The sequence below is a fragment of the Spiroplasma endosymbiont of Tricholauxania praeusta genome (assembly GCF_964019535.1).
In the GTDB taxonomy this organism is placed as follows: Bacteria; Bacillota_I; Bacilli_A; order Mycoplasmatales; family VBWQ01; genus Spiroplasma_E; species Spiroplasma_E ixodetis_A.
The window spans coordinates 1,206,066-1,232,771 of sequence record NZ_OZ026450.1 but is presented as its reverse complement, the minus strand read 5'-3'; the positions used below and the strand labels follow the sequence as shown (position 1 = coordinate 1,232,771).

General features: G+C 23.3%; 25 protein-coding genes and 1 tRNA gene. 25 read left to right on the top strand and 1 reads right to left on the bottom strand.

The annotated features are described in order from the left end of the window. Nucleotides 1–10 precede the first annotated feature (10 nt). From AACK96_RS06725 to AACK96_RS06685, 9 genes are all read left to right on the top strand, one after another. Nucleotides 11–622, top strand: a complete 612-nt coding sequence (locus AACK96_RS06725) for a hypothetical protein (RefSeq protein WP_338974048.1) — start codon at nt 11–13, stop codon at nt 620–622. Between the two features lie 22 nt (nt 623–644). Then, nucleotides 645–2,270 carry a hypothetical protein gene (locus AACK96_RS06720; protein WP_338974046.1) on the top strand — a complete coding sequence of 542 codons (1,626 nt, stop codon included), beginning with the start codon at nt 645–647 and terminating at the stop codon, nt 2,268–2,270. A gap of 234 nt (nt 2,271–2,504) precedes the next feature. Beyond that, nucleotides 2,505–2,966, top strand: a complete 462-nt coding sequence (locus AACK96_RS06715; protein WP_338974045.1) for a hypothetical protein — start codon at nt 2,505–2,507, stop codon at nt 2,964–2,966. 330 nt (nt 2,967–3,296) lie between these two features. After that, a complete protein-coding gene (locus AACK96_RS06710; protein WP_281749118.1) occupies nt 3,297–3,917 on the top strand; it encodes a hypothetical protein in 621 nt (206 codons plus the stop codon). A gap of 22 nt (nt 3,918–3,939) precedes the next feature. Then, nucleotides 3,940–5,517 carry an AAA family ATPase gene (locus tag AACK96_RS06705; RefSeq protein WP_338974043.1) on the top strand — a complete coding sequence of 526 codons (1,578 nt, stop codon included), beginning with the start codon at nt 3,940–3,942 and terminating at the stop codon, nt 5,515–5,517. A gap of 14 nt (nt 5,518–5,531) precedes the next feature. After that, nucleotides 5,532–7,019, top strand: coding sequence for a VWA domain-containing protein (locus AACK96_RS06700; protein ID WP_338974042.1), 1,488 nt, complete (start codon nt 5,532–5,534; stop codon nt 7,017–7,019). A gap of 122 nt (nt 7,020–7,141) precedes the next feature. Beyond that, nucleotides 7,142–8,254, top strand: a complete 1,113-nt coding sequence (locus tag AACK96_RS06695; protein ID WP_338974040.1) for a DNA (cytosine-5-)-methyltransferase — start codon at nt 7,142–7,144, stop codon at nt 8,252–8,254. Further along, a complete protein-coding gene (locus AACK96_RS06690; protein WP_338974039.1) occupies nt 8,236–9,207 on the top strand; it encodes an HNH endonuclease in 972 nt (323 codons plus the stop codon). Before AACK96_RS06695 ends, AACK96_RS06690 begins: the two co-directional genes overlap by 19 nt. 187 nt (nt 9,208–9,394) lie before the next feature. Beyond that, on the top strand, nt 9,395–10,030 hold the full coding sequence (locus AACK96_RS06685) for a hypothetical protein (RefSeq protein WP_338974038.1): 636 nt from the start codon (nt 9,395–9,397) through the stop codon (nt 10,028–10,030). Nucleotides 10,031–10,130: 100 nt separating this feature from the next. Here the strand turns inward: AACK96_RS06685 and AACK96_RS06680 are convergent, their stop codons facing one another. Then, nucleotides 10,131–10,547: an ankyrin repeat domain-containing protein gene (locus AACK96_RS06680; RefSeq protein ID WP_338974036.1), complete on the bottom strand. Its 417-nt coding sequence runs from the start codon at nt 10,545–10,547 to the stop codon at nt 10,131–10,133. A gap of 363 nt (nt 10,548–10,910) precedes the next feature. On the opposite strand from AACK96_RS06680, the gene AACK96_RS06675 reads away from it, so the two are divergent. The 16 genes from AACK96_RS06675 (at nt 10,911) to eno (ending at nt 26,613) form a co-directional block, all read left to right on the top strand. Then, nucleotides 10,911–11,159: a hypothetical protein gene (locus AACK96_RS06675; RefSeq protein ID WP_338974034.1), complete on the top strand. Its 249-nt coding sequence runs from the start codon at nt 10,911–10,913 to the stop codon at nt 11,157–11,159. Between the two features lie 20 nt (nt 11,160–11,179). Beyond that, a complete protein-coding gene (locus tag AACK96_RS06670; RefSeq protein WP_338974033.1) occupies nt 11,180–12,286 on the top strand; it encodes a hypothetical protein in 1,107 nt (368 codons plus the stop codon). A gap of 241 nt (nt 12,287–12,527) precedes the next feature. After that, nucleotides 12,528–13,391 carry a hypothetical protein gene (locus AACK96_RS06665; protein WP_338974031.1) on the top strand — a complete coding sequence of 288 codons (864 nt, stop codon included), beginning with the start codon at nt 12,528–12,530 and terminating at the stop codon, nt 13,389–13,391. After that, nucleotides 13,357–13,830 (top strand): hypothetical protein, encoded by a 474-nt coding sequence (locus AACK96_RS06660; protein WP_338974029.1) that lies wholly within the window; start codon nt 13,357–13,359, stop codon nt 13,828–13,830. The genes AACK96_RS06665 and AACK96_RS06660 overlap by 35 nt, the downstream gene beginning before the upstream one ends. Nucleotides 13,831–13,989: 159 nt before the next feature. Next, complete coding sequence (locus AACK96_RS06655; protein WP_338973555.1) at nt 13,990–14,349, top strand: helix-turn-helix domain-containing protein; 360 nt, start codon at nt 13,990–13,992, stop codon at nt 14,347–14,349. Further along, nucleotides 14,306–14,878, top strand: a complete 573-nt coding sequence (locus tag AACK96_RS06650; RefSeq protein ID WP_338975134.1) for an IS630 family transposase — start codon at nt 14,306–14,308, stop codon at nt 14,876–14,878. The genes AACK96_RS06655 and AACK96_RS06650 overlap by 44 nt, the downstream gene beginning before the upstream one ends. Before the next feature lie 106 nt (nt 14,879–14,984). After that, entirely contained in the window at nt 14,985–15,701 is a 717-nt protein-coding gene (locus AACK96_RS06645) for a hypothetical protein (RefSeq protein ID WP_338974027.1), read from the top strand. A gap of 96 nt (nt 15,702–15,797) precedes the next feature. Further along, nucleotides 15,798–15,873, top strand: a tRNA-Phe gene (locus AACK96_RS06640). Between the two features lie 132 nt (nt 15,874–16,005). Continuing rightward, the gene (gene nagA, locus AACK96_RS06635) at nt 16,006–17,199 is read left to right on the top strand and encodes an N-acetylglucosamine-6-phosphate deacetylase (RefSeq protein WP_338974025.1); all 1,194 of its coding nucleotides are present in this window, start codon (nt 16,006–16,008) and stop codon (nt 17,197–17,199) included. A gap of 27 nt (nt 17,200–17,226) precedes the next feature. Then, on the top strand, nt 17,227–17,976 hold the full coding sequence (nagB, locus tag AACK96_RS06630; protein WP_338974023.1) for a glucosamine-6-phosphate deaminase: 750 nt from the start codon (nt 17,227–17,229) through the stop codon (nt 17,974–17,976). A gap of 16 nt (nt 17,977–17,992) precedes the next feature. Next, nucleotides 17,993–18,742, top strand: coding sequence for a triose-phosphate isomerase (tpiA, locus tag AACK96_RS06625; protein ID WP_338974021.1), 750 nt, complete (start codon nt 17,993–17,995; stop codon nt 18,740–18,742). A gap of 41 nt (nt 18,743–18,783) precedes the next feature. Next, on the top strand, nt 18,784–20,160 hold the full coding sequence (locus AACK96_RS06620; RefSeq protein ID WP_338974019.1) for a hypothetical protein: 1,377 nt from the start codon (nt 18,784–18,786) through the stop codon (nt 20,158–20,160). Between the two features lie 17 nt (nt 20,161–20,177). Beyond that, nucleotides 20,178–21,713: a 2,3-bisphosphoglycerate-independent phosphoglycerate mutase gene (gpmI, locus tag AACK96_RS06615; RefSeq protein ID WP_338974017.1), complete on the top strand. Its 1,536-nt coding sequence runs from the start codon at nt 20,178–20,180 to the stop codon at nt 21,711–21,713. Nucleotides 21,714–21,903: 190 nt separating this feature from the next. After that, nucleotides 21,904–22,830: a hypothetical protein gene (locus AACK96_RS06610; protein WP_338974015.1), complete on the top strand. Its 927-nt coding sequence runs from the start codon at nt 21,904–21,906 to the stop codon at nt 22,828–22,830. Nucleotides 22,831–22,858: 28 nt separating this feature from the next. Beyond that, the gene (locus AACK96_RS06605; protein WP_338974013.1) at nt 22,859–25,189 is read left to right on the top strand and encodes a hypothetical protein; all 2,331 of its coding nucleotides are present in this window, start codon (nt 22,859–22,861) and stop codon (nt 25,187–25,189) included. Nucleotides 25,190–25,308: 119 nt separating this feature from the next. Then, entirely contained in the window at nt 25,309–26,613 is a 1,305-nt protein-coding gene (gene eno / locus AACK96_RS06600) for a phosphopyruvate hydratase (protein ID WP_338974011.1), read from the top strand. The last annotated feature ends 93 nt before the right edge of the window (nt 26,614–26,706 follow it).

The following is a 26,706-nucleotide window of genomic DNA, read 5'->3' as shown; positions in this document are numbered from 1 at the left end:
GGTGAAAGATATGGATAAATCATTAGATAAACAATTTTTAACTACAAGTAATCTTATTGGTCAAAAAGAGTTAAAGAAATTAAAGGAAACTCCTTTACCTTCATTATTAGATTTAAATTTAACAAGAGTTTATTTTACTAGTCTTGGTGATGGTTTTTCGCGAATATTTATTTTAATTATTCAAATTTTTTGAATTGGTTTGATTTTTTTTAATGGCATTGGTTTTGGTCAATTGGTTGCTAATCTTCCTGGTATACCATCAGCACCAGTTTTTCAAAGTGCAATATTAAAAGTAGTAGCAATGTTAGTTACTGTTTTATTTGCTTTTATAATTTTAATTATGATTTTACCCGTTTTTTTATCTAAAACTATTAGAGGTATTGGTTTAAGTTGTTTATTTTTTTTAATATTTGGTTCTATTGTTAACTTAATAATTATTGGTATTAGTTTTTTTATGTTTTCTTATAGTGACAGTCCTTATCGAATTACAGTATTGATTTTCGCAGTTATAGCACTCTTATTATGATGAATTGCTATTTTGCATTGATGATTAAATACTATTGAAAATAAAAAATATTTAATTAAAAGTATTATTAAAATGTATGAATTAAGTTTTAGATAATGGAAATTTAGGTGAATAATATATGGCTAAAAAGAAAGATAATGATGATTGAAGAAAACTAAATAATATTACTAAATACGTTACTGGTAAAGTAGAACCAGTAAAAGTAAAAAAAACTTTTTTGACAATAACTATTTCTTTAATTATGATAATTCGTTTAGCAATTAGTACTTTTTTTATTGCTCTTGCTATGCAGAGTGCTTTTAATATTGGTTATTTTAAACAAAATATTCCAGAAGAATCAATTGTTGTTGATATGAATGATGTTCCAATTGATAGTAGTAATAAAAATTTACGTTTGCCATTTTTTGAAGAAGAATCAAAAAAACAAGTTTTTGATTTATTAATAAAAGAATCTTGATGAGATAGTTTTTTTCCAACTAATATTACTAATTATGATTTCACTTTTTATAAACCTAATAGTAATGATGAATTAGATAAGAGTTTAATTCAAACTGATGGTGTTACTAAATTTGATTTAAAATTAAAGTTACAATCTTCATTTATTGAATTTAAAATACCAGTAATTGCATTAATTAAAAATACTGCTAAATTTTATGAAAAATTTATGATGTTTAATCAATTTGAAGGAAAATTTAGTAAACATATTTCAGGAAAATTTCCAAATGGTAGTGATTATTTGCAAGAACAATGAACACATGGTTATTTACCAACTAATTTTTATTATGCGGATAAAATTGATAATACTGTTGTTTATAAAACAATCGAAGATGAAATTAATAAATTTATTAATGATTATGAAGAAGAATTTGCTAGTACTACTCATCTTTATCCAATAATATCAACAATTCCTTTACTAGATATTGACTTTAATGATGTAGATACTATTAAACCATATTTTGAATTAGTTCATCATCCCGAATTAAATTATGTTGGTAATGCTGTGAGTAGTTCCAAAGAATATGTTAACCTTTATTCATATTCTTCAAATTTTCCATTAAAGCCTTTTTATATAACATATGTTTCTAATCCAAATGTTGTTTATGATTTCATTGAGTTAAAACCAACAAGTATTGAAGAGGTTATTGATTATTTTAAAGTTAAGCCTATTGATTTTGTTTCTTTTAGTATGGTACAAGAATCAGTAGATAGTGATGAATCATTAATAAAATATAGTCCTCCACATGTATTATTGACTAGTGATAATAGTGGTAATCATTTTAAATATAAGGAATTGAGTTATTATTTTGGTTTTTCAAATTCAATAAATAATAGTATTGAAAATATTAATGTTAATGATTATGTTAATATTGGTGATCTAGAAACTTTTTTAGAAAATAAATATTGACAAGAAATGTATCAATTTGCAAAAAATAATTCTACTTTTTTCTTATTAGATTATCCTGATTCGACGGTTGATCCAAATATTAATTGAAATCTTGTTATTAAATCACTTGTTACTTTTAAAGGATATTTTGTTAAAGCTTTAAATGTGCAAATTTATGAGTTAACTGCTTTTACTTTTTTAGATATTGATGGTAATAATTTATCATTAAAGGCAACTGATATTATTAAGACTGATGATATTAAAAAAATTAGATTTCATATTGGAAAAGATTTGACAAGCAGTGGCTATGTTCCCAAACCTCATAGTTTTAATTTTACTTTTAAAGTAAAGTGAATTTAAATACTTAAAAATAAGTGTTGATTTTATGAAAATTGGTTAAATTTTGATAACTATAATTTAATATTCATACTACTTATATAAAATAGTTTTAATTATATAGGTTATTAATTGTAAAATTAATATAAATTTGTTATTATTCTTATGTATAAAAAATATAAATAATATAGTAGTTTTTAACCCATTGTTTGTTGAGATAAAAGCAAATGGGTTTTTATTTTGAAAGGAAAATTATAAATGATATTGCAAAAATATAAAAAATTAAAATTAGCAACCTTATTTTTATTTATTTTAACTATTTTAATTATGGTAATTGGTTTAATGTTAATTGGTTTTTCAAATTTTGATAAAAGTTTTTTTGAAAATCTTAAATTATATAAAGAAAAAAGACTTATTGTAGAAATAACACTAGAAATAACAAATGGATTTAGTTTATTAAATTATATGAGTGTAAATTATATTTTAAATCATTCTGCAGAAAATATATGTTCATCAGTAATTCATAATTATGATGGTTATTATGATTGAGTTCAGTTACAAATTGGAGTTATTTTTTGTATAATTTTAACTCCAATTTTTGGATTTTTTACTATTGCATTAACTTTTTTAATTATTGGTTTAAAAGTAAAAATAAAAAATAATAATTTTTGAGATGCAATCCAAAAATGTGAAATAATTAACAGTTATTATGTTCATTAGGTATTTTGTTTTTAAAATATATTAAGTATTATCTTTAGTGAATCAACAAAATATTTTATTTTATATATTGATTTATAATTTCTTATTTATTTAAAAAATATTTTTAATAATTATTTAACTTTGATCATCCAAAATTAAATAATTATTTTTTTGTTTTTTAATTTTGTCATATTATATCTTAAAAAAATAAATTTAAATTTGATAATATGTTTATTTAATAATTTTGTAAAATTAAACGCTTATAATTTTGATTTATATCAGATACTATTATTAAGTTTTAATACCTAAAATAAGTTATAATATAAATAAAAAATAAGGGGTGTTAGATATATGGAAGAAAAAAAAGATGACTTAAAAAATACTCCATTGTCAAATGTTGATAATAGTATTATCAAATCAAATAATGATAATCAATCATTTAAAGATATTGAAGAACAACGTTTTACAACTTATAATCCGTTATTAAGTGATAGTATTAAATTTAAAAGAATGTATTGAAGTTCAAAAATGGAAAATATTGCTCGTATTTTGTTACTTACAGTTTCATGTTTTCATTTAATTTTTTCTTATTTTTTAGCTAACAATTTGGTTAATCAAATTTTGAGTAATAAAGGTAGTAACATGAACCCAACTTATATAATTTATATATTTTTAATTATAACTCTGGGATTTAATTTTATATTTTATTTACCAGTAGCGATTGGTCGCACTGCTAGTGCTATGTTTGGATGATCAATTGTTTATATTATTTTAGCAATTGCTTATTTTATAGTTTTAGAAGTATTTTGTACAATTTTGTTAGTGGTTAATGGATTAGTAAATGAAACTGTTTCTGCAGAAGTTCCAATATTTATGATTATTGTTTTATTAATAACTGTTTTATGATTAATTGCTGCTTGTTTATTAATTGTTAAAAGTGATGATGTAAGAAGAGAATTAAGTGTCGAATAAATAATAAGTAAAGGAGAATATAATGAATACAGATAGTTTACTTTCTAAGCGAATTAAACAATTAATTAAAGTAATTAGCGCTGATGTTTATGAAAAAGAAACTGTTTTTAAACTTGCTATTTTGGCGTTATTATCAGGAGAATCAATATTTTTATTAGGATTACCAGGAATTGCTAAATCATTAATTTCACGACGAATTAAATATGCGCTTCATGATGGGCGAAATTTTGAATATTTAATGAATCGTTTTTCTACTCCAGAAGAAATTTTTGGACCAATCTCAATCAAAGATTTATTAAAAGGTAACTATGTAAGAATTATTGATCAATATTTACCTGCTGTTGATATTGCTTTTTTGGATGAAATTTGAAAAGCAGGCCCTTCAATTCAAAATACTTTACTAACTATTATTAATGAAAAAATCTTTCGTAATGGTGGTGTTGATATCAAAGTACCATTAAAACTATTAATTTCAGCTTCCAATGAGTTACCAGAAAGCGGTAAAGGTTTAGAAGCTTTATTTGATCGTTTTATTATTAGAATGATAGTTTATGGTTTAACTAATGAAGAAAATTTTAATGATATGCTAGAAAGTATTACTAGTTTAGAAGTAAAAGTTCCGCTTGAATTACAAATTAAAACATCTGAATATGAAAAGTGATTAAAAGAATTGGAAACTACTGTTACTTTAAGCAAAGAAACATTAAGTTTTATTTCTCGTTTTCGTAAAATTTTAACAGAAGCAACTAATGGTAAAGCTTACATTTCTGATCGAAGATGAAAAAAAATTGCAAAATTAATAAAAGCTTCAGCTTATTATAATGGCAGAACAACTACTGATAAGCCTGATTTATTGATTATTCCTTACTGTATTTGAGATAATGAAGATCAAGAAAAAGAATATACAAAACTTTTCAATGAAGCATATTGTGAAGATTTAACTTACACATTAAAACAAAATCAGATTGAACTGGAAAGTGAGTTGGAAACATTAAGTAATAATGCCGAAAACATTAAAGATAGTCAAAATCAACCATCTATTTACTCCAATCCATTTTCTGAAGAAATTAAAGGTATATATTATCGTTTATTATGACATAGTGATGAATTTCCAATTTGTTTTATTAGTAGAAAGGATTTTCAGTTATTATTACGACGTAATAAAAAAAGTCATAATATTCAATTATTTTATGGTAAAAGTTTAAGTAAAATGGAAGGTAATCAGAAGTTTGAACTACAATTAAAGAATTCTAGTGAATTAATAAATATTACAAATAATTCTATAATTCAAGTTGAATTAACTAATACTGATAGTAAATCACAATTTGGAAATATTAATAGTCAAATTAAAGATTTAAAGCAACAAATTAATGAATTAAAAGTACATTTTGAACAAGAATATCATCATTTAAGTAAAACCAATTCTATATTTTTTGATGAACAATTTAAATCACTATTAGAAATGGCATTTTTTGATAAAATTTCACAAATACCTGAGGCAGAAACCGAAAAGACTCTTTCATCAGAATCACTAACTGAAGATTCACCAATAACTATCCCAAATGTTAATGACACTAATAATAATTCTGATGTTAATTAAAATAGGTGATTAGTATGGAAGAATTAATTGAATCCCATGTTTCACAAATTTTAGAAACTAAATTAAAAAAAATGTCTTTATCAGAAACAAATTTAAGTAGTTTTGCTTGATTTAAAAGAAATTTTGCTTGATTAGCTCCGGAATTTGATCAACAAATTAGTCATTTTTATTTAAATGAAGTTTTAGAAAAAAGTAAAAATATTGTTATTAGTCCCATCATTAAAAGAGAATTACGATTATATTTCTGAGTTATGATTAATGGTATTGATAGATTAAAAAATAATTGACAAGAAATTTACACTAGGGCAAAAACTCTTGATTCACTAATGATTAATTATTTTCATTATTTTCAAGAAAAATTTAAGGATCGTAAACTTAATAGTAAATTAACTTTTGATAATTTTACAAGACATTGAGAAAGTTTAATTGTTCAAAGAATTGTAAATTATAAGTTATTTGAAACTATGCAAATGCGTCAAAAGTATTTAACAATGTGAAGTAATAATATTAAAATTATTAATGAAGTAAGGCATATTGTTGGTTTTGCTTGAAATTTTTTTGGACGATTTTGAGAAGGAGATTTAAATGATTTTAAAAAAATTAATTTAAATACTATTATACAATATGGTGAAATTTTAAATAAGAATCCAGCTATTATTGAAATTGCTAGACTACTTGGTCGTTGAAAAGGAATTTCAGGTTTAACAGAAAAGCAGATTCATCAAAAAGTACAAATTGAATATGAATTAAAGCCATTAGGAAAATGGCCTGAAGAAATAGTAGGAATTACCGAGGGTAAAGATTTAGAACATTTATTACCATTAGAATTAGTTAATCTTGCTATTCCAGAGTTAAATGCCATTTTTTATAAAAAATTTGTTGAAGAAAAGTTAGCAATTACAGAGTTTGAATCATTGGATTTAGTTGCCACTGAACATCTTGTTGAAGAAGTTGTAGAAGTACCAATTCCCGAAAGTGAAGGCCCTTTTATCTTATGCATTGATACATCTAAATCAATGAGTCATAGTCCGGAAATTATTGCAAAATCAATTGCGCTGGCTATTAGTAAAATTGCTTTACAAGAAAAAAGACCGTGCTATATGATTAATTTTTCTGGTAAATTTGAAACTTATGACTTATCTAATTTAGTTTCATCAATTCCCAATCTAATTCATTTTTTAGGTCATAGTTTTAAAGGACATACTAATATTAATCCAGCTATTAGTCATGCTTTAACAATTATGCAATCTAAGACATATCATAATGCAGACTTATTGGTAGTTTCTGATTTTTTATCTGCTAATATTACTAAAAATAATATTAATTTAATGTTACAACTAAAAGCAAAAGCTAATCGTTTTCATGCTATTAATATCGCTTATTCAACATTACCTAATAATTTTAAAAAATATTTTACTAATTATTGACATTATGATCCTCGTGATCCATTTGCTGCGCGAAAAATTGCATTAAATTTAGCTAAAACTAAAAAAATAAAATAATGCATTTCGTTTAAAAATAATTTTTATATAAAATATAAATATTATAAAAAATAAAAATAAACTAAAATATAAGTTTATTTTGTTATAATTCTTTTTGAATATAAATTAATGGAGGTAAGAATATGAAATTAAAAGTAGCAACCTCTTTTAGTGGTATTGGTTCATTTGAACAAGCGCTTAAAAAAATGGATATTGAACATGAAATATTATTTGCTTGTGATAATGATAAATATGTTAAAGAAACATACTTTGCAAATTATAAAATAAATGATAATCAATGATATGATGATGTATATAATATTGATGGTAGTAAGTTTAAAAATAAAGTTGATATATTTGTAGGTGGTTCTCCATGTCAAAGTTTTAGTTCGATTGGTTTTCAAAAAGGGTTGGAAGATACTAGAGGTTTATTAATTTTTGAATTTATTAGACTTGTAAATGAAATAAAACCCAAAGTTTTTATTTTTGAAAATGTTAAAGGGTTACTAACAAATAATAAAGGTCAGACTTGAAAAATAATTGAACAAAAATTTAAAGAAACGGGTTATAATATTCACTATAAACTTTTAAATGCTAAAGATTATGGTATTCCACAAAGTAGAAATCGACTTTTTGTTGTTGGATTTTTAAATGAAACTGATTTTAAATTTCCAAAACCTATTGAATTAAAATATAAAATGAGTGATTTTTTAGAAAAAGTATTTTTAGATGAACAAGAAATATCAGAAAAAGCTAAAAAATACGTTTTAAATGAAGAAAGAATGAAAAAGAAGATAACACAAGTTAATGGTGAAATAATGCTTTGTCAAGTTAGAAATCAACAGTCAAATTTTATTGGTGATTTTGTTTCAGAAGGGTATATTAAAAAATTTATTTTGTCAGAAAAGTTACAAAATACAGTTTTAAAAAAAGGTAAGGCAAATCCTCAAATAGCAAAAACAATCTTAAGTTCTTCTTTTAAATATCATTATGCAAGTACTGACAATTATGTTAATTATGATACTGATAGGATAAGAAGATTAACGCCAAAGGAGTGTTTAAGATTAATGGGTTTTCCTGATTCTTTTAAAATAGTAGTTTCTAATACTCAGATTTATAGACAATCTGGTAATAGTATTGTAGTAAATGTTTTTGAACATTTATTAAAAGAAATATTATTGTCATTAGAAAATTCTAACATTGATACTTCTATAAAAGAAAAAAAAGGAAATAAATCATGGGAAATATCGTTATAAGTAGTAATGATATCATATTAAATAAGGTAATTACTTTATCTAATGAATATGTTTGTGCTAATAATAAACATAAAATTTCTAGAACTAATGGTCAAGCTAAAATAAAATTTTCAGAAAATCAATTTTTAGAAATATTTGGTAAAGAGATTAAGGGAAATATTTATTTTTCATTACACAATTTAGAAAATTTTATTGAATCTTTAAGAATTAGATGAGTAACAATTTTAAAAACTAGTCATGATTTTAAAAGTCCTGATATTAAAAAAATTAACGAAATGATTAATATGTTTTATAGTAAATATAATAGTATGTTATTAGAAAATGATAATTTTAATGAAGAGTATATTATGACCACATTTAGTAAAAATAGATATGCCTTAGAAATTCCTATTTTTAGTAAAATAATATTTTATATTGCAATACCTTTTGAAACTTTTTTAGAAATAAAAAAAACGAAAGATAATCACGTTTTTATTTCATTTGGTTTAGATTTTTCTTTAATAAAGAATAGTATTTTATTTAAACAACAAAATGAACTAAGGAAAAATTCAAATAAAAGAATAGTAACAGCAAGAAAAGGTCAAGATGAATTAAGAAAAAAAATAATTAAAAAATACAGTGTATGTCAAATCACAGAATTGGAATATAATGAATTATTAATAGCATCACATATAAAACCTTGGGTTTTTTCTGAAGAGAAAGAAAAAATAGATTTAAATAATGTTTTATTACTTAGTGCTATATTTGATAAACTTTTTGATCGTGGATTAATTACATTTGATATTAATGGCTATATTATATTTTCTGATTTATTACCAAATAATGATGTGTATAAGCTTAAAAAAATTATTAAAAATAAACAGTTAAGATTTAATAATGAACAAAAAGAATATATAAAATATCATAGGGAAAAAATATTTAGGTATATTAATGGATTTTTATTATTAGGCTAAATATATTTGTTAGAACTTTTTTATGTTATGAATTTTAATAGGGATTTGTTTATAATTTTTTTATGATAAATTTAGCTAAAACTAAAAATAAATCTTAATTTTAATTTTTGATAGTTATTTTTTTGCTTTAATAATGATAAAATATTATTAGAGGGAAAAAATAAACTGATAATGAGAGATGGATAATATGAAAAAAAATAATTTAATTTTAAGTAAAACATTAGTTATTATTAGTGTTTTAACAGTAACAATTAGTTTATCAATTTTTCCATTATTTAATTGGGGTGTTCCATTAAAAAACAATATTGCTATTATTATTACTTTAATCGTTAATAAAGAACCAATCACTAGTAGTTTTTATAAACAATTAATGACTAGTGATAGTATAGTTTCTTTATATACTTTTGGAACATTATTGATTTTTAATTTAACTTATTTAATACCATTAATTTTTATTAAAAAACCTTTTTCAAGATCAGTTTTTGCTATACACATGTTATTAATAACCTTAGTATTGATACTTTTTGTATTAGTACTTTTTAATTACTTTAATATTAGAAATTTTCAAACTATTCCTTTTAAAGATTTATGAACAATACCTTGAGCAGGTATTGGTTTAAGTTTACTTACTATTTTTTGATATGGCTTAAAAAATTTATGAGTTAATCCTCCACAATTATCAAAAAAAACTAATGATTATAGTAAAAACAAAAAAGAAGAAATTAAAAGTGATGATTTATCATCATATGAAGATTTACAATTGCAATTAAAAACGTTAAAAAAACAATTAAAAGAAGTTAGAAATATTAAAACTAAGAAATAATAAAAGTTATTTTAGACTTTTAATTAGATCATTAGCAAACTTTGTTTTTTTGATATTTGTTGTTGGTTGATTACTAGAGTTAGGTGAATTTATTTCATTTTTACTTGAGTTTAAAATTCATGATTGCAAATATTCTTTCACTTCTAGATTCTCAAAAATTATCTATACATTCAATTTTAGCACCATTTTCTATTAGAAACTTAACTCCCTCTATATTATTATTATCAGCAATTAGGATTAGGGCAGTTTTACCATTTTGATTTGTATGATTAATATCAGCGTTATTTTTTACCAAAAATTTAACTATATTTAAATATCCTTTTTTGGCGGCTTTCATTAATGGAGTATTACCACTAGTATTTTTATCTGGATAAGAATTCACTTTACCGGTAAGTTTTTTACAAATGGAATATTTAAAGTTTCTATAATTGACATTGGCGCCATTTTTTACTAATTTCATAGTTTTTTTTAAATTACCTTCTTCAATAGCAATCATTAATTTCTCATTTTTAGTCATATCTTTTAATGCTCCTTTTTAGTAATTTAATAAAAATCCTATTATAGAAATATCTATAATAGGAATAAACAATTATTAAATTAATAAAATTATAATTTATTTTTTTAATCTATCAATTAATATGCTTTTTTGTATTTTTAAGGTTTTGAATATTTAATTAAAAATAATTTAAAGAATGTAAATAAATGATTATAAAATAAGTGTTTTGTATAGTTTGATTTAATTATTATTTTATAGTAGTGTATTATCAATAGTAATTATAATATTTGCAAAATTAGCCTTTTAATAGATTTATTTATTAATAAGGTTTTTTAATATTATAATTTATATTTTAAATTAACATTATTATGAGGAGAAATTTTAATGCCAAGATTAGAACATTTAGAAAAAGAAAGAATAAACAAATTTCTTATTTTACTAAAAAATAGTGATGAAATAAAAACTTTTTTTAATGATTATAAAGAAGTCATATTAAATGGTGAATGTCAATATATGAATTTTTTTTATGATTTAGATGCATTTTTAAAAAATAAAGAAAAAATTAGAGAACAATTAAGAGCAGAAACAGCTCCTGATAATAAAAAAATAAAAAAAATAAATTCTTTTTTTTAAAAAAGGAAAATAATAAAAAAATGTTTTTAATAGAAAACTTAGAAAAGAAAGCAAATATGTTGGAAGAAATACATAATATTTTATTAGAACTACGTGATAATGCACCAAAACGGGAAATGGAACACATTATTTATTTAAAAATATTATTATTATATTTTAATGATACTACTATAGAAGGCAAAACGTTAGATTTTTCTGAATATGAACAATGAACAAAGATATTTATTGAATTTGCTAATATAAGAATGAATGAACTTGAAGGAATTGATTTAGAAAATATTAAAATAATAACTGATGCAGTACAAACTTTATTTTTAGATGTATTTCGTGATGAAACTTTTCAAAGAAAATATAATTTAAATATTAAAAAAGAAAAGTCTAAATTAGAAATAGAAGATGTAATATCTTTTAATCTTTTTAATGATGCACTTGAAATTATAAATACTAAAATATTTAAAACATATATGGAACAATTACCTATTTTTAGCAAAAAAATACCAAAATATATTAGAGAAATATCAATTATTAAAAAATACGATATACTAGTTGATTATAAATTATTTCTTCTTAAAAGAAATGAAATAAGAGAGACTATTGATATAGTCACAAAGATATCAAAAGAATTATTTGAAAGAAATGAACAATATAAAAATAAAATTAAAAAGAAAGAAAATGAAAACAATACTTTTTCTTTATTAAAAATGGAACTTGAATTAGTAGCAATAGAAGAAATAATTAATACACTTAAATTAATTGAAGAATATAAACATTCTAAATTTATTTTTGCAATTCGTGGTATATGAAATCTTATTTTAATTTTATATTTAAAAGAAACAAATCATAATAAAGAAATAAAAATTGAAGAATTTCAAAAATGAATAGATAACTTTATTAAAGTATGTAAAAACCAGAGATTTTATATTACAGAACGTGAGAAATTTAAAAGTTTAAGTAATTTTATTGAAATTCTTCAAAATTTTAAAAAAAATATTGTTACAAATAAAGAATTTCAAGAAGAAGTTGCAATCACAGTTATTAGTGAAAAAGATTTTCCTGAAAATATAAGTTTGATTAATAATACTTCTAGTGTAGTAACAAATTTAGAAAATAGACCATTTAATATGTAAAGTTTATTTTTTTATTTTAACAAAATATATTGTATAAAATAAAAATAAATTATGATTTTAATAATAATTTTCCCTTTACAAATAATTATAATAGGTGTATTATTTTTAGGAATTATATATTTGTAAAATTAAGCCCGTTAATAAATTAAATTTATTAGTGTGGCTTTTTATTATTTTTATATAATTCATTAGCAAACAATATTAATTAAAAACAAATTAAATATGTTAAGGAGAGATTTAAGTGTCAGAGTTAGATTTCTTATTTAATGAAGAAAAAGCAGAACAATTTATTCAAGAAGCAAAAAAAGATGAACAAATGAAAAAATATAATAAATCTTTTAATGATTTAAATGAAATTTTAAAACAATATTATAGTTGTTTAGATAGATATAATGCTTTTATAAATTCAAACAATAATAGACAATTAAATTTAAAAAATAAAATAAAAAAATTATTTTTGTCAAAAAATATTCAATTTTTAAAAACAAAAAGAAGTTTAGCAGAAAAAAAATTACGATTTGCTGAACATAATATTTATTGTAAAATATTATCCTTATATTTTGATGATAGTTCTTTAAATGGTAAAAGATTATATTTTTATGAATATGAACAATGAAAAAAGATATTTATTGAATTTGCTAATATAAAAATGAATGAATTACAAGGATTTGATTTAGAAAATATTAAAATAATAACTAATACAGTACAAACTTTATTTTTAGATGTATTTCGTGATGAAACTTTTCAAAACAAACATGAATTGGAAGTTATAAAAGTAAAAAATTTAATGGAAAAATTTATTTATGAAACAATTAATAGTAAAGAAATATTAAGTTTTCAAGTAGCGTTTGCCAAACATAAATTAGTTAATGAACAATATAACAATCTAAAAGATAATCAAGAATCAGTTCTAAAAGAAATTAATTTAAAAATAAAAGTTATTACAGATAAAATAGAAAAAAACAATATGAAGCTACAAAAAATAAAAAACATATGATTTTATAAAATTTGAAAATGTAGACAGTTAAAGAAAAGTAACAAAAATTGAGAAATTAAATTAGGTGAAAAGATTGCAGAAAAAGAATTTTTTTTTAAAAAAATTTAAAGATCTTTATACTAAATCACTAGATCAGTCAACACTTAAAAAAGCAGAATTGGATTTATCTGCTAAACTATTAGCATTTTATTTAGAACAAAACAAATCTAAAAATTTAAAATTTTCTGAATATGAAGTGTGAAAAGTCGAATTTATTGCTACATGTGAAAAAGTAATTAAAAATCTTGAATTTAATAGTTTAAAAATAGAGTTAATTAGTAATTTTGCAGTAACTTTATTTAAAGATGTTTTAAAAAATATTGAACTTCAAAAAAAATACGAAATTAAAGTTATTAATGATGATAATGATTTATCATCTCAATTAGATTCTGATACATGTCTTGTTTCTGAAAGCGGCATTAGTGAGTGAAGTGATAGTTTCGGTGAAAGTATTAATATTGATATGGATATTGACTTTCATTCTCCTAAACAAACAGTTGTAGCATAAGTTATTAATAAAATAAATTATTAAAATTATATATATATATAGCTAACGAAAGTAATGTTTACTCATAAATAATGTAAAATAATAATATGTAATTTAAACAAATCTTGCACTTACAAGTATAATTCAGCAATAATTAAAATAGATTAGGAAGATTAAATTATGCCAAAACCATACAGTGAGGACTTACGAAGAAAAGTAATAGAAGTTTATGAAAGTAAAAACATGAAAATTAAAGAAATTTGTAAAGTGTTCAATATCACTAGAAAGACTTTATTTTTATGAAGAAAAAGAAAGCAAAAAACCGGAAATATAAAACCAATTTTGAATTATCAAAAAGGACATAGCCACAAAATAAAGGATTTAGATGAATTAAAAAATTATTTAGCAGAAAATAAAGATGTTACAGTTCAAAAAGTAATTGAAAAATTTGGTGATATGACAAAAGAAACAGTTTATAACTATTTCAAAAAACTAAATTATACATATAAAAAAAACTTTTCTATATGAACAAAGAGATAAAAATAAACAAGAAGATTTTTTAAAAGAAATAGCGAAAATAATGAATGAAGATTTGGTATATATTGATGAATCTGGAATTGATGATAATGAATTTTATAAATATGGTTGGTCTGAAAAAGGTAAAAGATTATTTGATAATAAACCTGCATATAAAATAAAGAGAATGAGTATAATTGGTGCACTAAATAAAGGTAAATTAAAAGCTCTATGAGCATTTGAAGGACATTGCAATAGTAAAATTTTTGAATCATATGTTAAAAATATACTAATTCCAGTATTAAAGTGTGGACAAATTATAGTTTTAGATAATGCGACGTTTCATAAATCTAAAGCAACAAAACAATTAATTGAAAATGTTGGATGCAAACTATTATTTCTTCCACCATATTCTCCTAATTTAAATCCAATTGAACATTTTTGATTTGCTATAAAACATAATATAAGAAAAATATTACCAAATTATTGACCAAATATTAAAAACGCGATTGATTTTGTTTTTCAAGATATGAGTAAACATTACTTTCGTTAGCTATATATATATATATATTGAATTTATTTATAAAACATAAATAAATTATCGGATTAAATAGTGGGTTATAAGAGATATATTTGAACTAATGGAAAGAATGATTAAAATGGATATTAAACTTATAAACAAATGAGAAGTAATAATTAAATTAATAATATATTCACAAGCAATAAAAGAATATCAAGAGTATTTTAATATTTTACAAGAATTAGAAAAAGAACGTATAACTAGATTAGAAGATCTTGAAAATAAAAAACAAGAAATAATAGAAAAAATAAATAATAAACAATTAGTAATTCCGATTATTACTGCATTATTAAATTGTTGAAGAAGAAATAAAATTCAAGATTTTGATTTTTTGATTAAAAAATTGAAAGTTAAAACTCCTCATAATAATATGAGAAAAGTATGACGTAATGTTTGAAAAGAAATATTAACTTATTATTGTGATCGTGATTTAACTAAGACAATTAATTCCGAAGAGTTTAAAGAATGACAGGATAAATTTATTGAAAATTGTGAATCATTAATTGAAAAATGAAAAGGTAAAGAAAAATATAAATTGATATTAGATACTTGTAAAAAATTATGTGAGATTGTCAAAAGTTTAGTAAATGATGTATGTAGTGATCATGAATTTCAAAGAAGTGAATCATTAAATATTATTGGTAATAATATATTTTTACAAGCAAATATTGCTAAAGAAAATGAGTCTACTGATTTATTAAATAATAATTGAAAAGAAGAAATTAGAAGAGACTCAAATCACTTAATGCCAAAAACTGAAAAACCTTGTTGAAGAAGATATGTAATTAGAAGATAATTAGCAAAAAAATAAATATATATTTAAAGAAATAAAAAAATAAGTTTTAACCCCTTGTTATTTTTTACTTTTATATGCTATTATTGTATAGGTAACGGCTCGGTAGCTCAGTTGGTAGAGCATTCGCCTGAAGAGCGAAGTGTCAGTGGTTCGAATCCGCTTCGAGCCACCATTATTTAAAATATAGGCAATTAAGCCTTTTTTTTAATTATTTTTCTTAGATTTAGGTTTAAGTTAAAATTTTAGGTATAATAGTGTCATTAGCAATTTTAAACAATTAATAATTCTAGAAAGAAGGGTATTAGTGTCTAAAATTTTAGTTTTAAATAATGCGAAAATAATTAGCATTAAGAAAATAATAAATAATGGTTTTTTAGTAATTAAAGATAATTTAATTTTCCAAATTAATGAAGGAAAGTATAATTATGAATTTCAAGATGCTCAGGTTATTGATTGTCATAATCAAACAATAATACCTGGTTTTATTGATTTACATGTACATGGAGGTTATGGCTATAGTTTAATGGATGGTACCATTGAATCAATTAATAATTTTGCAAAATTAGTTCCAAAAGAGGGAGTAACAAAGTTTTGTTATGCAACAGTTACTGCCAGCAAAAAAGAAATTGATAATGTTCTTTCAGTATTTGCTAAGTATATGAAAACAGAAAATAAAGGTAACAAGGCACGAATTATTGGTGCATATTTAGAAGGACCTTTTATCTCAGAATTACAAAAAGGAGCACATACTCCGTCATTACTTCATGTTCCTGATCTTAATTTAGTAAAATCTTGAAATATAATTAGTAACAAAAATTTAAAATTTATTGTTTATGCTCCTGAGATAGATCCTAATTTAAATAATAAAAATTCAAATTTTATTTCTTCATTAATTAAAAATAACATTATTCCTAGTGTTGGTCATAGTAATGCTACTTTTAAAGAAATAACTAAAACTGTTGAATATGGTTTAACGCATATTACCCATCTTTATAATGCAATGAGCCCCTATAATCATCGTGATCCTGGTGTTGTTCCGGCATCATTATATTATGATCAATTAGTTACTGAGTTAATTTGTGATGGAATTCATGTTGATATTGATATTTTAGCAATAACATATAAAATTAAAGGTGCCGATGGAATTTGTATGATTACTGATGCCATGAGTGCGAAAGGACAGCCTGATGGTAAGTATTTATTGGGACCATTACCTGTCATTAAAAGTAATAATAAGGTTACTGTTGAAGCAACCGGAAAATTAGCAGGCAGCATTGCAACAATGATTGCTGGTTTTAAAAATTTATTAAAAATTACTAATAATAATTGACAAGATTGCATCAAAATGGCTTCTTATAATAGTGCTAAACAAGTAGGAATTGCAAATAAAACGGGTGATATTGTTATTGGTAAATTAGCAGATATTATTGTATTAACTAAGAATAATGATATTTTTTTAACAATATGTGAAGGAAAAATTGCATATCAGCAAGAATAAGTAAGTAATGTAAGGGGTTTTTAAATTATGAAATTAATTATTTTAAAAGATAAAACTGAGGTTGCTCAATTATTAAGTAAAATTATTATTGATATTATTAAAGTTAAACCAAATGCTATTTTAGGATTGGCAACGGGAAGTAGTCCAATTGAAACATATGATTTATTAATAGCAGATGCAAAAAATAACAAAAGAGATTGATCAAAAGTCGTAACATTTAATTTAGATGAATATGTTGGTTTAACTCCAGATCATGTAAAAAGTTATCGTTATTTTATGAATCATCAATTATTTAATCATATTAAAAGTCTTAATTTAAAAAATACGTATGTTCCTAAAGGTATTGGTGATTTAGACCAAAATGTGGAAGAGTATGAAAAATTATTAAAAGAAAAAGGACCAATTGATTTACAAATATTGGGCTTAGGTACTAATGGTCATATTGCTTTTAATGAACCAGGTACTCTTGCAAGTAGTAAAACACATGTTGTTAATTTAACTAAAGAAACAATTGAAGCTAATAAAAGATTTTTTTCTAAAGTTGAAGATGTACCAACCAAAGCTGTTACGATGGGTATTCATACTATTTTACAAGCTAAATTGATTGTTTTAATTGCTACAGGAACTAATAAAGCACAAACTATTCGAGAGTTAGTTGAAGGTAAAGTTTCTCCAAATTATCCATGTACTTTTTTACAAAATCATGATGATGTTACAATTATTATTGATGAAGAAGCAGCAACATTATTAAAGCCAACTATATCAAAAAAAAATTAACTTAAAGGAGAAACAAATGGAACGTAAAAAGATTATTATTGGAAATTGAAAAATGTATAAAAATATAGAAGAAACTCAATTTTTTTTAAATGAATTTAATAAATTATTAAAAACTAAAACTATTAAATATGATTATGGAATAGCAGCTAGTTTTACTAATTTACCTTTATTAAAAATGAATAAAACTTCTGCTTTAATTATTGCAGCTCAAAATTGTCATTATGAAACCGAAGGTGCATATACTGGTGAAATTTCAATTAAGATGCTAAAAGATATGATGGTTAGTCATGTTATTATTGGTCATTCTGAACGCAGAATGTATTTTAATGAAGTAGATGAAACAATAAATAAAAAATTACATTCACTATTTAATGCTAATATTATACCAATTTTATGTTGTGGTGAAACTTTAAACCAATATGAAAATAAAAAGACTAATGAAGTAATTAAAAATCAAATTAAGTTAGCATTAAAAAATATTAAAGCAGAAAATATTGCTAAGTTAGTAATTGCCTATGAGCCAATATGAGCAATTGGTACTGGTAAAACAGCAACAGCTCAACAAGCTCAAACAGTTTGTAAAATGATTCGTGAATTTATTAGTGAATTATATAATAAAAATGTTGCAGAACAAGTACGTATTCAGTATGGTGGTTCAGTAAAACCCGATAATATTAAATTAATACTTTCTGAACCTGACATTGATGGTGCATTAGTTGGAGGTGCTTCATTAGTACCACAATCTTTTTTTGATTTACTAATTTAACTCTATTTAAATTACTAATAAAAATAAGGAGTTAACTAAACATGGAATTATCAAAGATACAAATTAAAAGTATGTGAACAAAATTAACAAAAAAAATTAAACATCGTGCCTTTCCGGCAACCACTTTTGTCAATGCTTTTAGGAATAAGTCAGAAATTTTAGCATTGTTTAGTAAAAATGGTGAAGACACTAATCAATTAGAACAAATTGGCTTTATTATTTGTACTAAAACTATTTTTGCTTCTAGTAGTGATAGTATTGTTAGTGACAAAGGTATTATTACTAATGAATATTTTACTGGTGAAGTAATTGATGTTAATAATACTCTTATTCCTAATACTTATATTCATTTAGTTAAGGTTAATAGTGGACCAATCGTTATTAACGATATTCCATTATATTTAACCATCAATGAAAGTCATCATCAATCATTAGTTAATAATAAAATTGGTGCTAAATTATTTACAAATAGTTTGATGAAACAATTAAATTATAAAACTTCTAATTTTAGTTCTATTTCTATTACTGAACAAAATTTTATTGTTGTTCTTAATAATTTAAAGATAAATAGAAAACAAATATTGCAAAGTGAATGTATCATTAATTCTTTATTAGAACAAAAATTATCATTAGAACAGTTAATTTTATTGCAAAATAAAAAAGAATATAGTTATTTAAAAAAATTTAATGAAGTTGAATTACAAGAAATTATTAATTTGCAAAAAATAGCAGTTGTTGCTATTAAAACTAATAAAGATCAGCAAAAAATAACATTAATAGCAGGTAATAAACAACGAATTGAAAACTTTTTTATTAATGCTAAAAAACCAATCATTATTGCTATTAATGCTATTAATAAAAAAATTAGAGCAATTAATCAGCCTGAAAATATTCAACCAATAGCACCAATAACTAATATTACTAATTATCAAGATTTATGACAATTACAAAAAATTCATAAAGAACTATTGAAGTCATTTTCAAAATGGCGGATAGTATCTCAAGATATATTAGAAAATTTATCGCAAACTTTTGCTTATGGTTATTATTCAGAAGTCATTGATAATTTGAAAATTACTCATTATTCTTTTAATAATGATTTATTAGATTATAATTTAATGGAAATTAAAGGACACAATTTATTAGCTAATAGTAGTAATACTATTTTATTTCTTTCTAATAATATTAGTGATAATCCTAGTATGGTTATTTTATTAAGTGAAGATTTAAAATCAATTTGTGATTTAAAAACAATAATTACTAAAATTACTAAAAAGCAATCTATTAAAATAGTCTTTAAAAAAGATATTGTTATTTTGAGTACTGTTCATTATCAATGTATTACTGATTTTATTACTAAAATGATTACTATTTTTAAATCTGATAATTTTAAACATCAGTTGCAAGTTATTAAATAAAATATGAGGTGAAATTTATGAAAACAAAACAACCAATATTACTATGCATTTTAGATGGTTTTGGTATTGCAAAATCTAGTGCAACTAATGCCATTAGTTCTGCAACAAAACCTAATTTGGATTATTTATTAAAAACTTATCCGCATACTGAAGTTTCAGCTTCTGGCCTTGCAGTTGGTTTACCAGAAGGACAAATGGGCAACTCTGAAGTTGGACATTTACAAATTGGTGCCGGTAGAGTAATTTATCAGTCATTAACATTAATTAATAAGTCAATAAATGATAAAACATTTTTTAAAAATGAAACAATATTGTCAGCAATTAATCATGCCAAAAAGAATAATAGTAATGTTCATATTATTGGTTTACTAAGTGATGGTGGAGTACATGCTCATATTAATCATATTTTGGCATTATTAGAAATTGCTAAACAACAAAATTTTAAGAATGTTTATGTTCATGCTATTTTAGATGGTCGTGATACAAAAGCTGATATTTCTAAAATTTATATTGAACAGTTATTAAAAACTATGAAACAATTAGGTGTTGGTATGCTTGCTACTATTTCAGGAAGATATTATGCTATGGATCGCGATAAACGTTGAGATCGTTTAAAAATAGCATATGATGTAATAGTTAATCATGAAGGCGCTTCATTTATTGATCCTATTGCTTATGTTAATGCAGAATATAGTGCTGGTCGTAATGATGAATTTATTATGCCTGCTTATAATTCTGAAATTAATAATGGCAATATTACTAATAACGATAGCATTATTTTTGCTAATTTTCGTCCTGATCGTGCAATTCAATTAGCATCAGCATTAACAAATAATAAATATGATTTTAATATTAGTATGAAAATACCAACATTAAAAAATACTTTTTTTATTTCAATGATGGAATATGCTAAAAGTGTTAAACCACAAGGTGTTATTTTTCCACCTATATCAATGCTTGATGCTTTAGGGGAATGATTAAGTAAAAATCAATATCATCAATTACGAATTGCTGAAACTGAAAAATATGCACACGTAACTTATTTTTTTGATGGTGGTGTTGATGTTGAATATCCACTATCAACAAGAATTTTAATTCCTTCACCAAAAGTAGCAACTTATGACTTAAAACCAGAAATGAGTGCTCGCGAAATTACTACTCGTTTAGAAAGTGAAATTTCTAAAAACATATATGATGTTATGGTTTTAAATTTTGCTAATCCAGATATGGTTGGTCATACTGGTGTTTTAAATGCTGCCATTGATGCGATTGATGTTATTGATGAATGTCTTGGAAAATTGTATCAAGCAATAAAAAAAGTGAATGGTATTTTAATGATTACTGCTGATCATGGTAATGCTGAAATCATGATTGATAAAGAGGGTAATCCTAATAAAAAACATACATCGCAACCAGTACCATTTATTATTTGTAAAACAGGATTAAAATTAAAATCAGGTGGTTGCTTAGCAAATATTGCTCCAACGCTATTAGACGTTTTGGGTTTAGTTAAACCAACTGTTATGACAAGTGAGTCTTTAATTATTAAATAAAAATATATTGATTTTTTCTTTTTATTGATAAGTGCTTGTTTTAAGAATATAAAAGTATTAAAATATAGGCATATGAATTAAATATAGTGTTTCCCCTTTTATTTTTTTTAAATAAATATAAGGGGTTTATTATATTTAGCTTTTATATTTTGGAAATTTATACATTTATTAAAAATTATGGAGGTAAAGTATGCCATTATCAGAGACAGTAGAATATCGAGAACTTAATGATTTTCTACAAAAATCATTAAGTTCTAAAAAAGATGAATCATCACCCAATATAACTTTAAATAGTTTGGAAGTTAAGATTGATGATATAAAAACACAATTGGATAGTAGTTTAAAAGAATATATTATTGAACTTGTATATGTAGATGAAAAGGGACGTTTAGTAAAAAAAACTAATGATGAAAACGTTAGTATTATTCAACAACCACCTTTAGTAATTAATAGTGATCAATTACAACAACTAGTAATAGTAAAAGAAAAATTAGATAGTTCTCTAGTACATTTATATCGAACTAAAAAAGAAAATGATAAGATTATTCTTGAATATTTAGGTAAAAAAGAATTACCAGCATTATTATTAAAAACTGAATCAGAATCCAATAATTTAAATAATGAAGAATATAAAGAAGAGTTAGATGATCTTAATGTTAATATTATAAAAAGATCTGAAGAGCCTATGAAATTATCATTTGCTGAAAATGGAACGTGTTATTTGTTTATTGATAATAAAAACAAAACAATTGTTCCTGTAGATGTAAATGATGCTAAGGAATTTAAAAACTTTGTAGCCAAAAAATGTCCTCGTAATGGTAGTATAAATATTGAAGTTGATAAAAATGGAAAGATTTTGTTTGCATATATTATTGATAACCAGACTCATAAGAGGAAAGATATAAAAATTGCTGAAAAATTAATTGATACTTTTGAAAGAGTAATTAGTACAGCCTCTTCTTTACATTCACAACATTCACAAAATAATTCTGTTGCACCTAAAAAAGAAGTACAAAGTAATAATTCTTTTCCTGCAAAGGAAGTTAATGGTACTGAACCACCATCAAAACCAGTAGAACAAAGTGTTAAGTCAGTTTTATCTACACCAACACCATAAATGTAATAATTAAAGGAGAAAAATAAAAATGCCACTAATGAAAAATTTTAAATGATTTACAAACATTATGAGAAATATATATCAATCAGAAATAAGTGATGTTGAAGATATTGCTATTGAAGTAGAGGATGACCTATATTCAAAAAAGAATACACTTAATATTTTAAAGAATTCTTCTTTCAAGATTAATCCATTAAAAGTAAAAAAAATAGTTAGTTTAAATCAAGATGGAAAATTTGTTGTTGATAGTGGTTCATTAGTTAATACTATATTTATTAGTGATGAATCATTAACTCAAAATGATCAAAGTTTATTTAAAAAAGACCAATTAGTTTTCGTTGAAGATGAAACTGACAATACTAAAATTAAAATATATAAAATTTTATTTGATGAATCTGAAGGTGAAATAAGACCTGAATTAGGATTATTAGAAAGTATAAAATTATCAGAATTTAATGGAATTTTTATAAATTTTGGACTGTTTAAAGAAAATGATGTTTTAATTAATCAAAAGATTAATAATTTATTAGATGCTCCACAGTTGCGAAATCCATTTGAACAACCAAACCCAGTTTGAGATGTGGAACACTATAAAATTAATGATTATTCTTCAAATAGTACAATGATTGAAAATTTTAAAAAACATTTAAACTTAGTGAATGTTGAAAAAGACTATTTTATTTATCGTCAAGGAAATAAAATTTTTATTAAAAATGTTACTGATCCAAATGATACTTTTATAATCTCAACAACTGCTCAAAATATTACTGATAATGATATTTTTTATTTAAATAAAAAGATTAACGAAAATGGAGAAACTTTTTGAGAAACCTATAAAATAACAAAAAAACCTGTTCTAGGATGGTTATATGATAATGTAAAATATCAAGCATATGAATTTAATCTTTTAACCGACCAGCAATTTGATGATTTAAAAGCATTAAGTATTCCTCCACAATTAGGATTTACTATAGAACCAACAATTAATAATGGATTAGCATCTCTTCTTAAAGAAGAGCAACAAGAAATTGATTTAGTTGCTATGCGTTTTTTAGTAAATGCACCAGAAGATTTACCTGAACCTTTACAGATTGCAAATAATATCTCTGAAACATTGCAAAATAATAGCATAGAAAGTTTGTATAGTTTAGTAATAGAAGATGGTAAAATAAAAATATCAGATGCTAAATCAGATCCAGAAAATGTAATTTTTGAACAAGAACTTTCTCAAGAAAATAAAAATATATGAAATAATGATATAGAAGTTGCTGATAAGTATCAAAAAGTATACTTTGCGAAAAACCCAAGTAATAATTTAGTAGAAAAATGAGTAGTTATTGCTGATCAAAATCAACTACAATGTATTGGAACAATTTCTTTATCGGAATTAAGAAAAAGTTTTGCAAATAATAATTTATTTCCTGATGGATTAAAGGGTATTCACTGTGGAGAAAATGGAGCACAAGTTAAAGTGGCAAGAACTGCTGCTGAACAGGTAATATCACCAAAACCATCAGCTACAAAATTATCTCCAGTTATCGTTAAAAATGTTATTAATTTAAAATGAGATGATAGTAGAAAATTATGAGATTTAAATATAACAACTGATGAGCAAACATTGGATAAAAAATTAAAATTAGAAAAAAATGAAAATGATATTTTGAATAATTTAATAGAACAAAATAAAAAAGCAAATACTGTTATTTTATTTAATAAGTGTGATGGTAAATTTTTAAGAGCATATTATTTTGATGAAAATAATAAGAAAGTAAATTGCTCTAATAAGTTAAGTGATGAAGATAAAGAACAACTTAGTACCATAAATCAAAAAGCAAAAGCAAGAGTATTAGAAGCAAGAACAGTAACACCAATACCTGATTTAAAATCAAACTTATTTTTAAAGAATACTAAAACTTTTAATTTTAATATTTTTAATGGAAAATGTTATGTTTTATGTAATGATGAACTTGGAATTCCATTAAAAGCAGAAGTGAAACTTAGTCCTGAACAAATTCGTGCATTATCATATTTAGCTAAAAATGAAGTTGATTTTTCTTTAACTTTTGATAAAGATGATAATTTTAAAAGTATAAGTTATACCTTTTATAGAGATGAAGTAAAACAAAATGTAACTATTAATAGGAAAGATTTATCTGATAGTAATAATTTTAATCAAAAAAGGATTGAAACTGATGAATTAATGGAAACAATAGTTACTGCTCTTAATAATCCTGAAAGTTTAATACCAGAAGATGATGGAGTAACTCCAAAACCATGAAATAGTGATACTGCTGCTAAAGTTAATGGAGCATCATTACCAAGTAGTACAACTCAACATCCACAACAACAACAAATGTAATTAAATCATCATTATTTTAGAAGCACAAATAAAAAATATTTGTGCTTTTTTGATTCTAAACAATATTTTTTTCTGTATAATAATTAGTGAAATATTAAAGAAAGAAGGAATTAACAAATATGTCTTGCATTATTGATATTAGAGCACTACAAGTAATAGACTCAAGAGGAAATCCAACTATTCAAGTTGAATGTTGAACTGAAGATGGTGGATACGGGCTTGCTTTAGTGCCATCAGGTGCTTCAACAGGTACTAGAGAAGCTTTAGAACTACGAGACAAAGATACTAAAGTTTATGGTGGACTTGGTGTTATGAAAGCCATTAAAAATATTAATGAAAATATTGCCGAAGCTATTATTGGTTTGGAAGTTACTAATCAAAGATTAATTGATCAAACAATGATTAAGTTAGATGGAACAGAAAATAAAACAAAATTAGGTGCCAATGCTATTTTAGGGGTATCATTAGCAGTTGCTAAAGCTGCCGCTGATGAATTATATGTGCCCTTATATACATACTTAGGTGGTACTAATGCTTGTCAGTTGCCAGTCCCAATGTTAAATGTAATTAATGGTGGTGCTCATGCTGATAATAATATTGACTTTCAAGAATTTTTAATAATGCCAGTTGGTGCTAAAACATTTTCAAAGGCAATCCAAATAGCTGCCGAAACTTTTCATGCTTTAAAAAGTATTTTAAAAGGTAAGGGTTTAGTTACTGCAGTTGGTGATGAAGGTGGTTTTGCTCCTAATTTAAAATCAACCGAAGAAGCATTAGATTTAATTGTTGAAGCTATTAAAAAAGCGGGTTATACTCCAAATAAAGATATAAAAATTGCTATGGACTGTGCATCATCAGAGATTTATAAAAATGGTAAATATGTTTTTGGTAATAAAGATGGTAAAAGTAAAAATACTGAAAAATTATTAACTTCAGCGCAACTAGTAGATTATTTAGTTGATTTAACTAAAAAATATCCAATTATTTCAATTGAAGATGGTTTGGCTGAAGGTGATTGAGAAGGATTTAAATTATTATTAGAAAAATCAGAAGGTAAATTCCAAGTTGTTGGTGATGATTTATTCGTTACTAATCCAAAAATTATTAAAGAAGGAATTATTAAAAACGTTGCTAATTCAGTATTAATTAAATTAAATCAAATTGGAACATTAACTGAAACTATGGAAGCTATTGAAATGTGTCAAAAAGCTGGGTGAACGGCAGTAGTATCTCATCGTTCTGGGGAAACTGAAGATACAACGATTGCTGACTTAGCAGTAGCTTTTAATACTGGACAAATTAAAACAGGTTCAATGTCAAGAACTGATCGTGTTGCAAAATACAATCGTTTATTAACAATTGAAGCTGATTTAGCAGATCAAGCTAAATTTTTAGGTGACGATGTATTTTATAATATTAATTAATTAAAATCATATTTTATGGTTAAATTTACTGATATCCTTTTTAATTTTAAACAAATTATAATAATTATCACTAAAATAATGTAATTAGAAGAG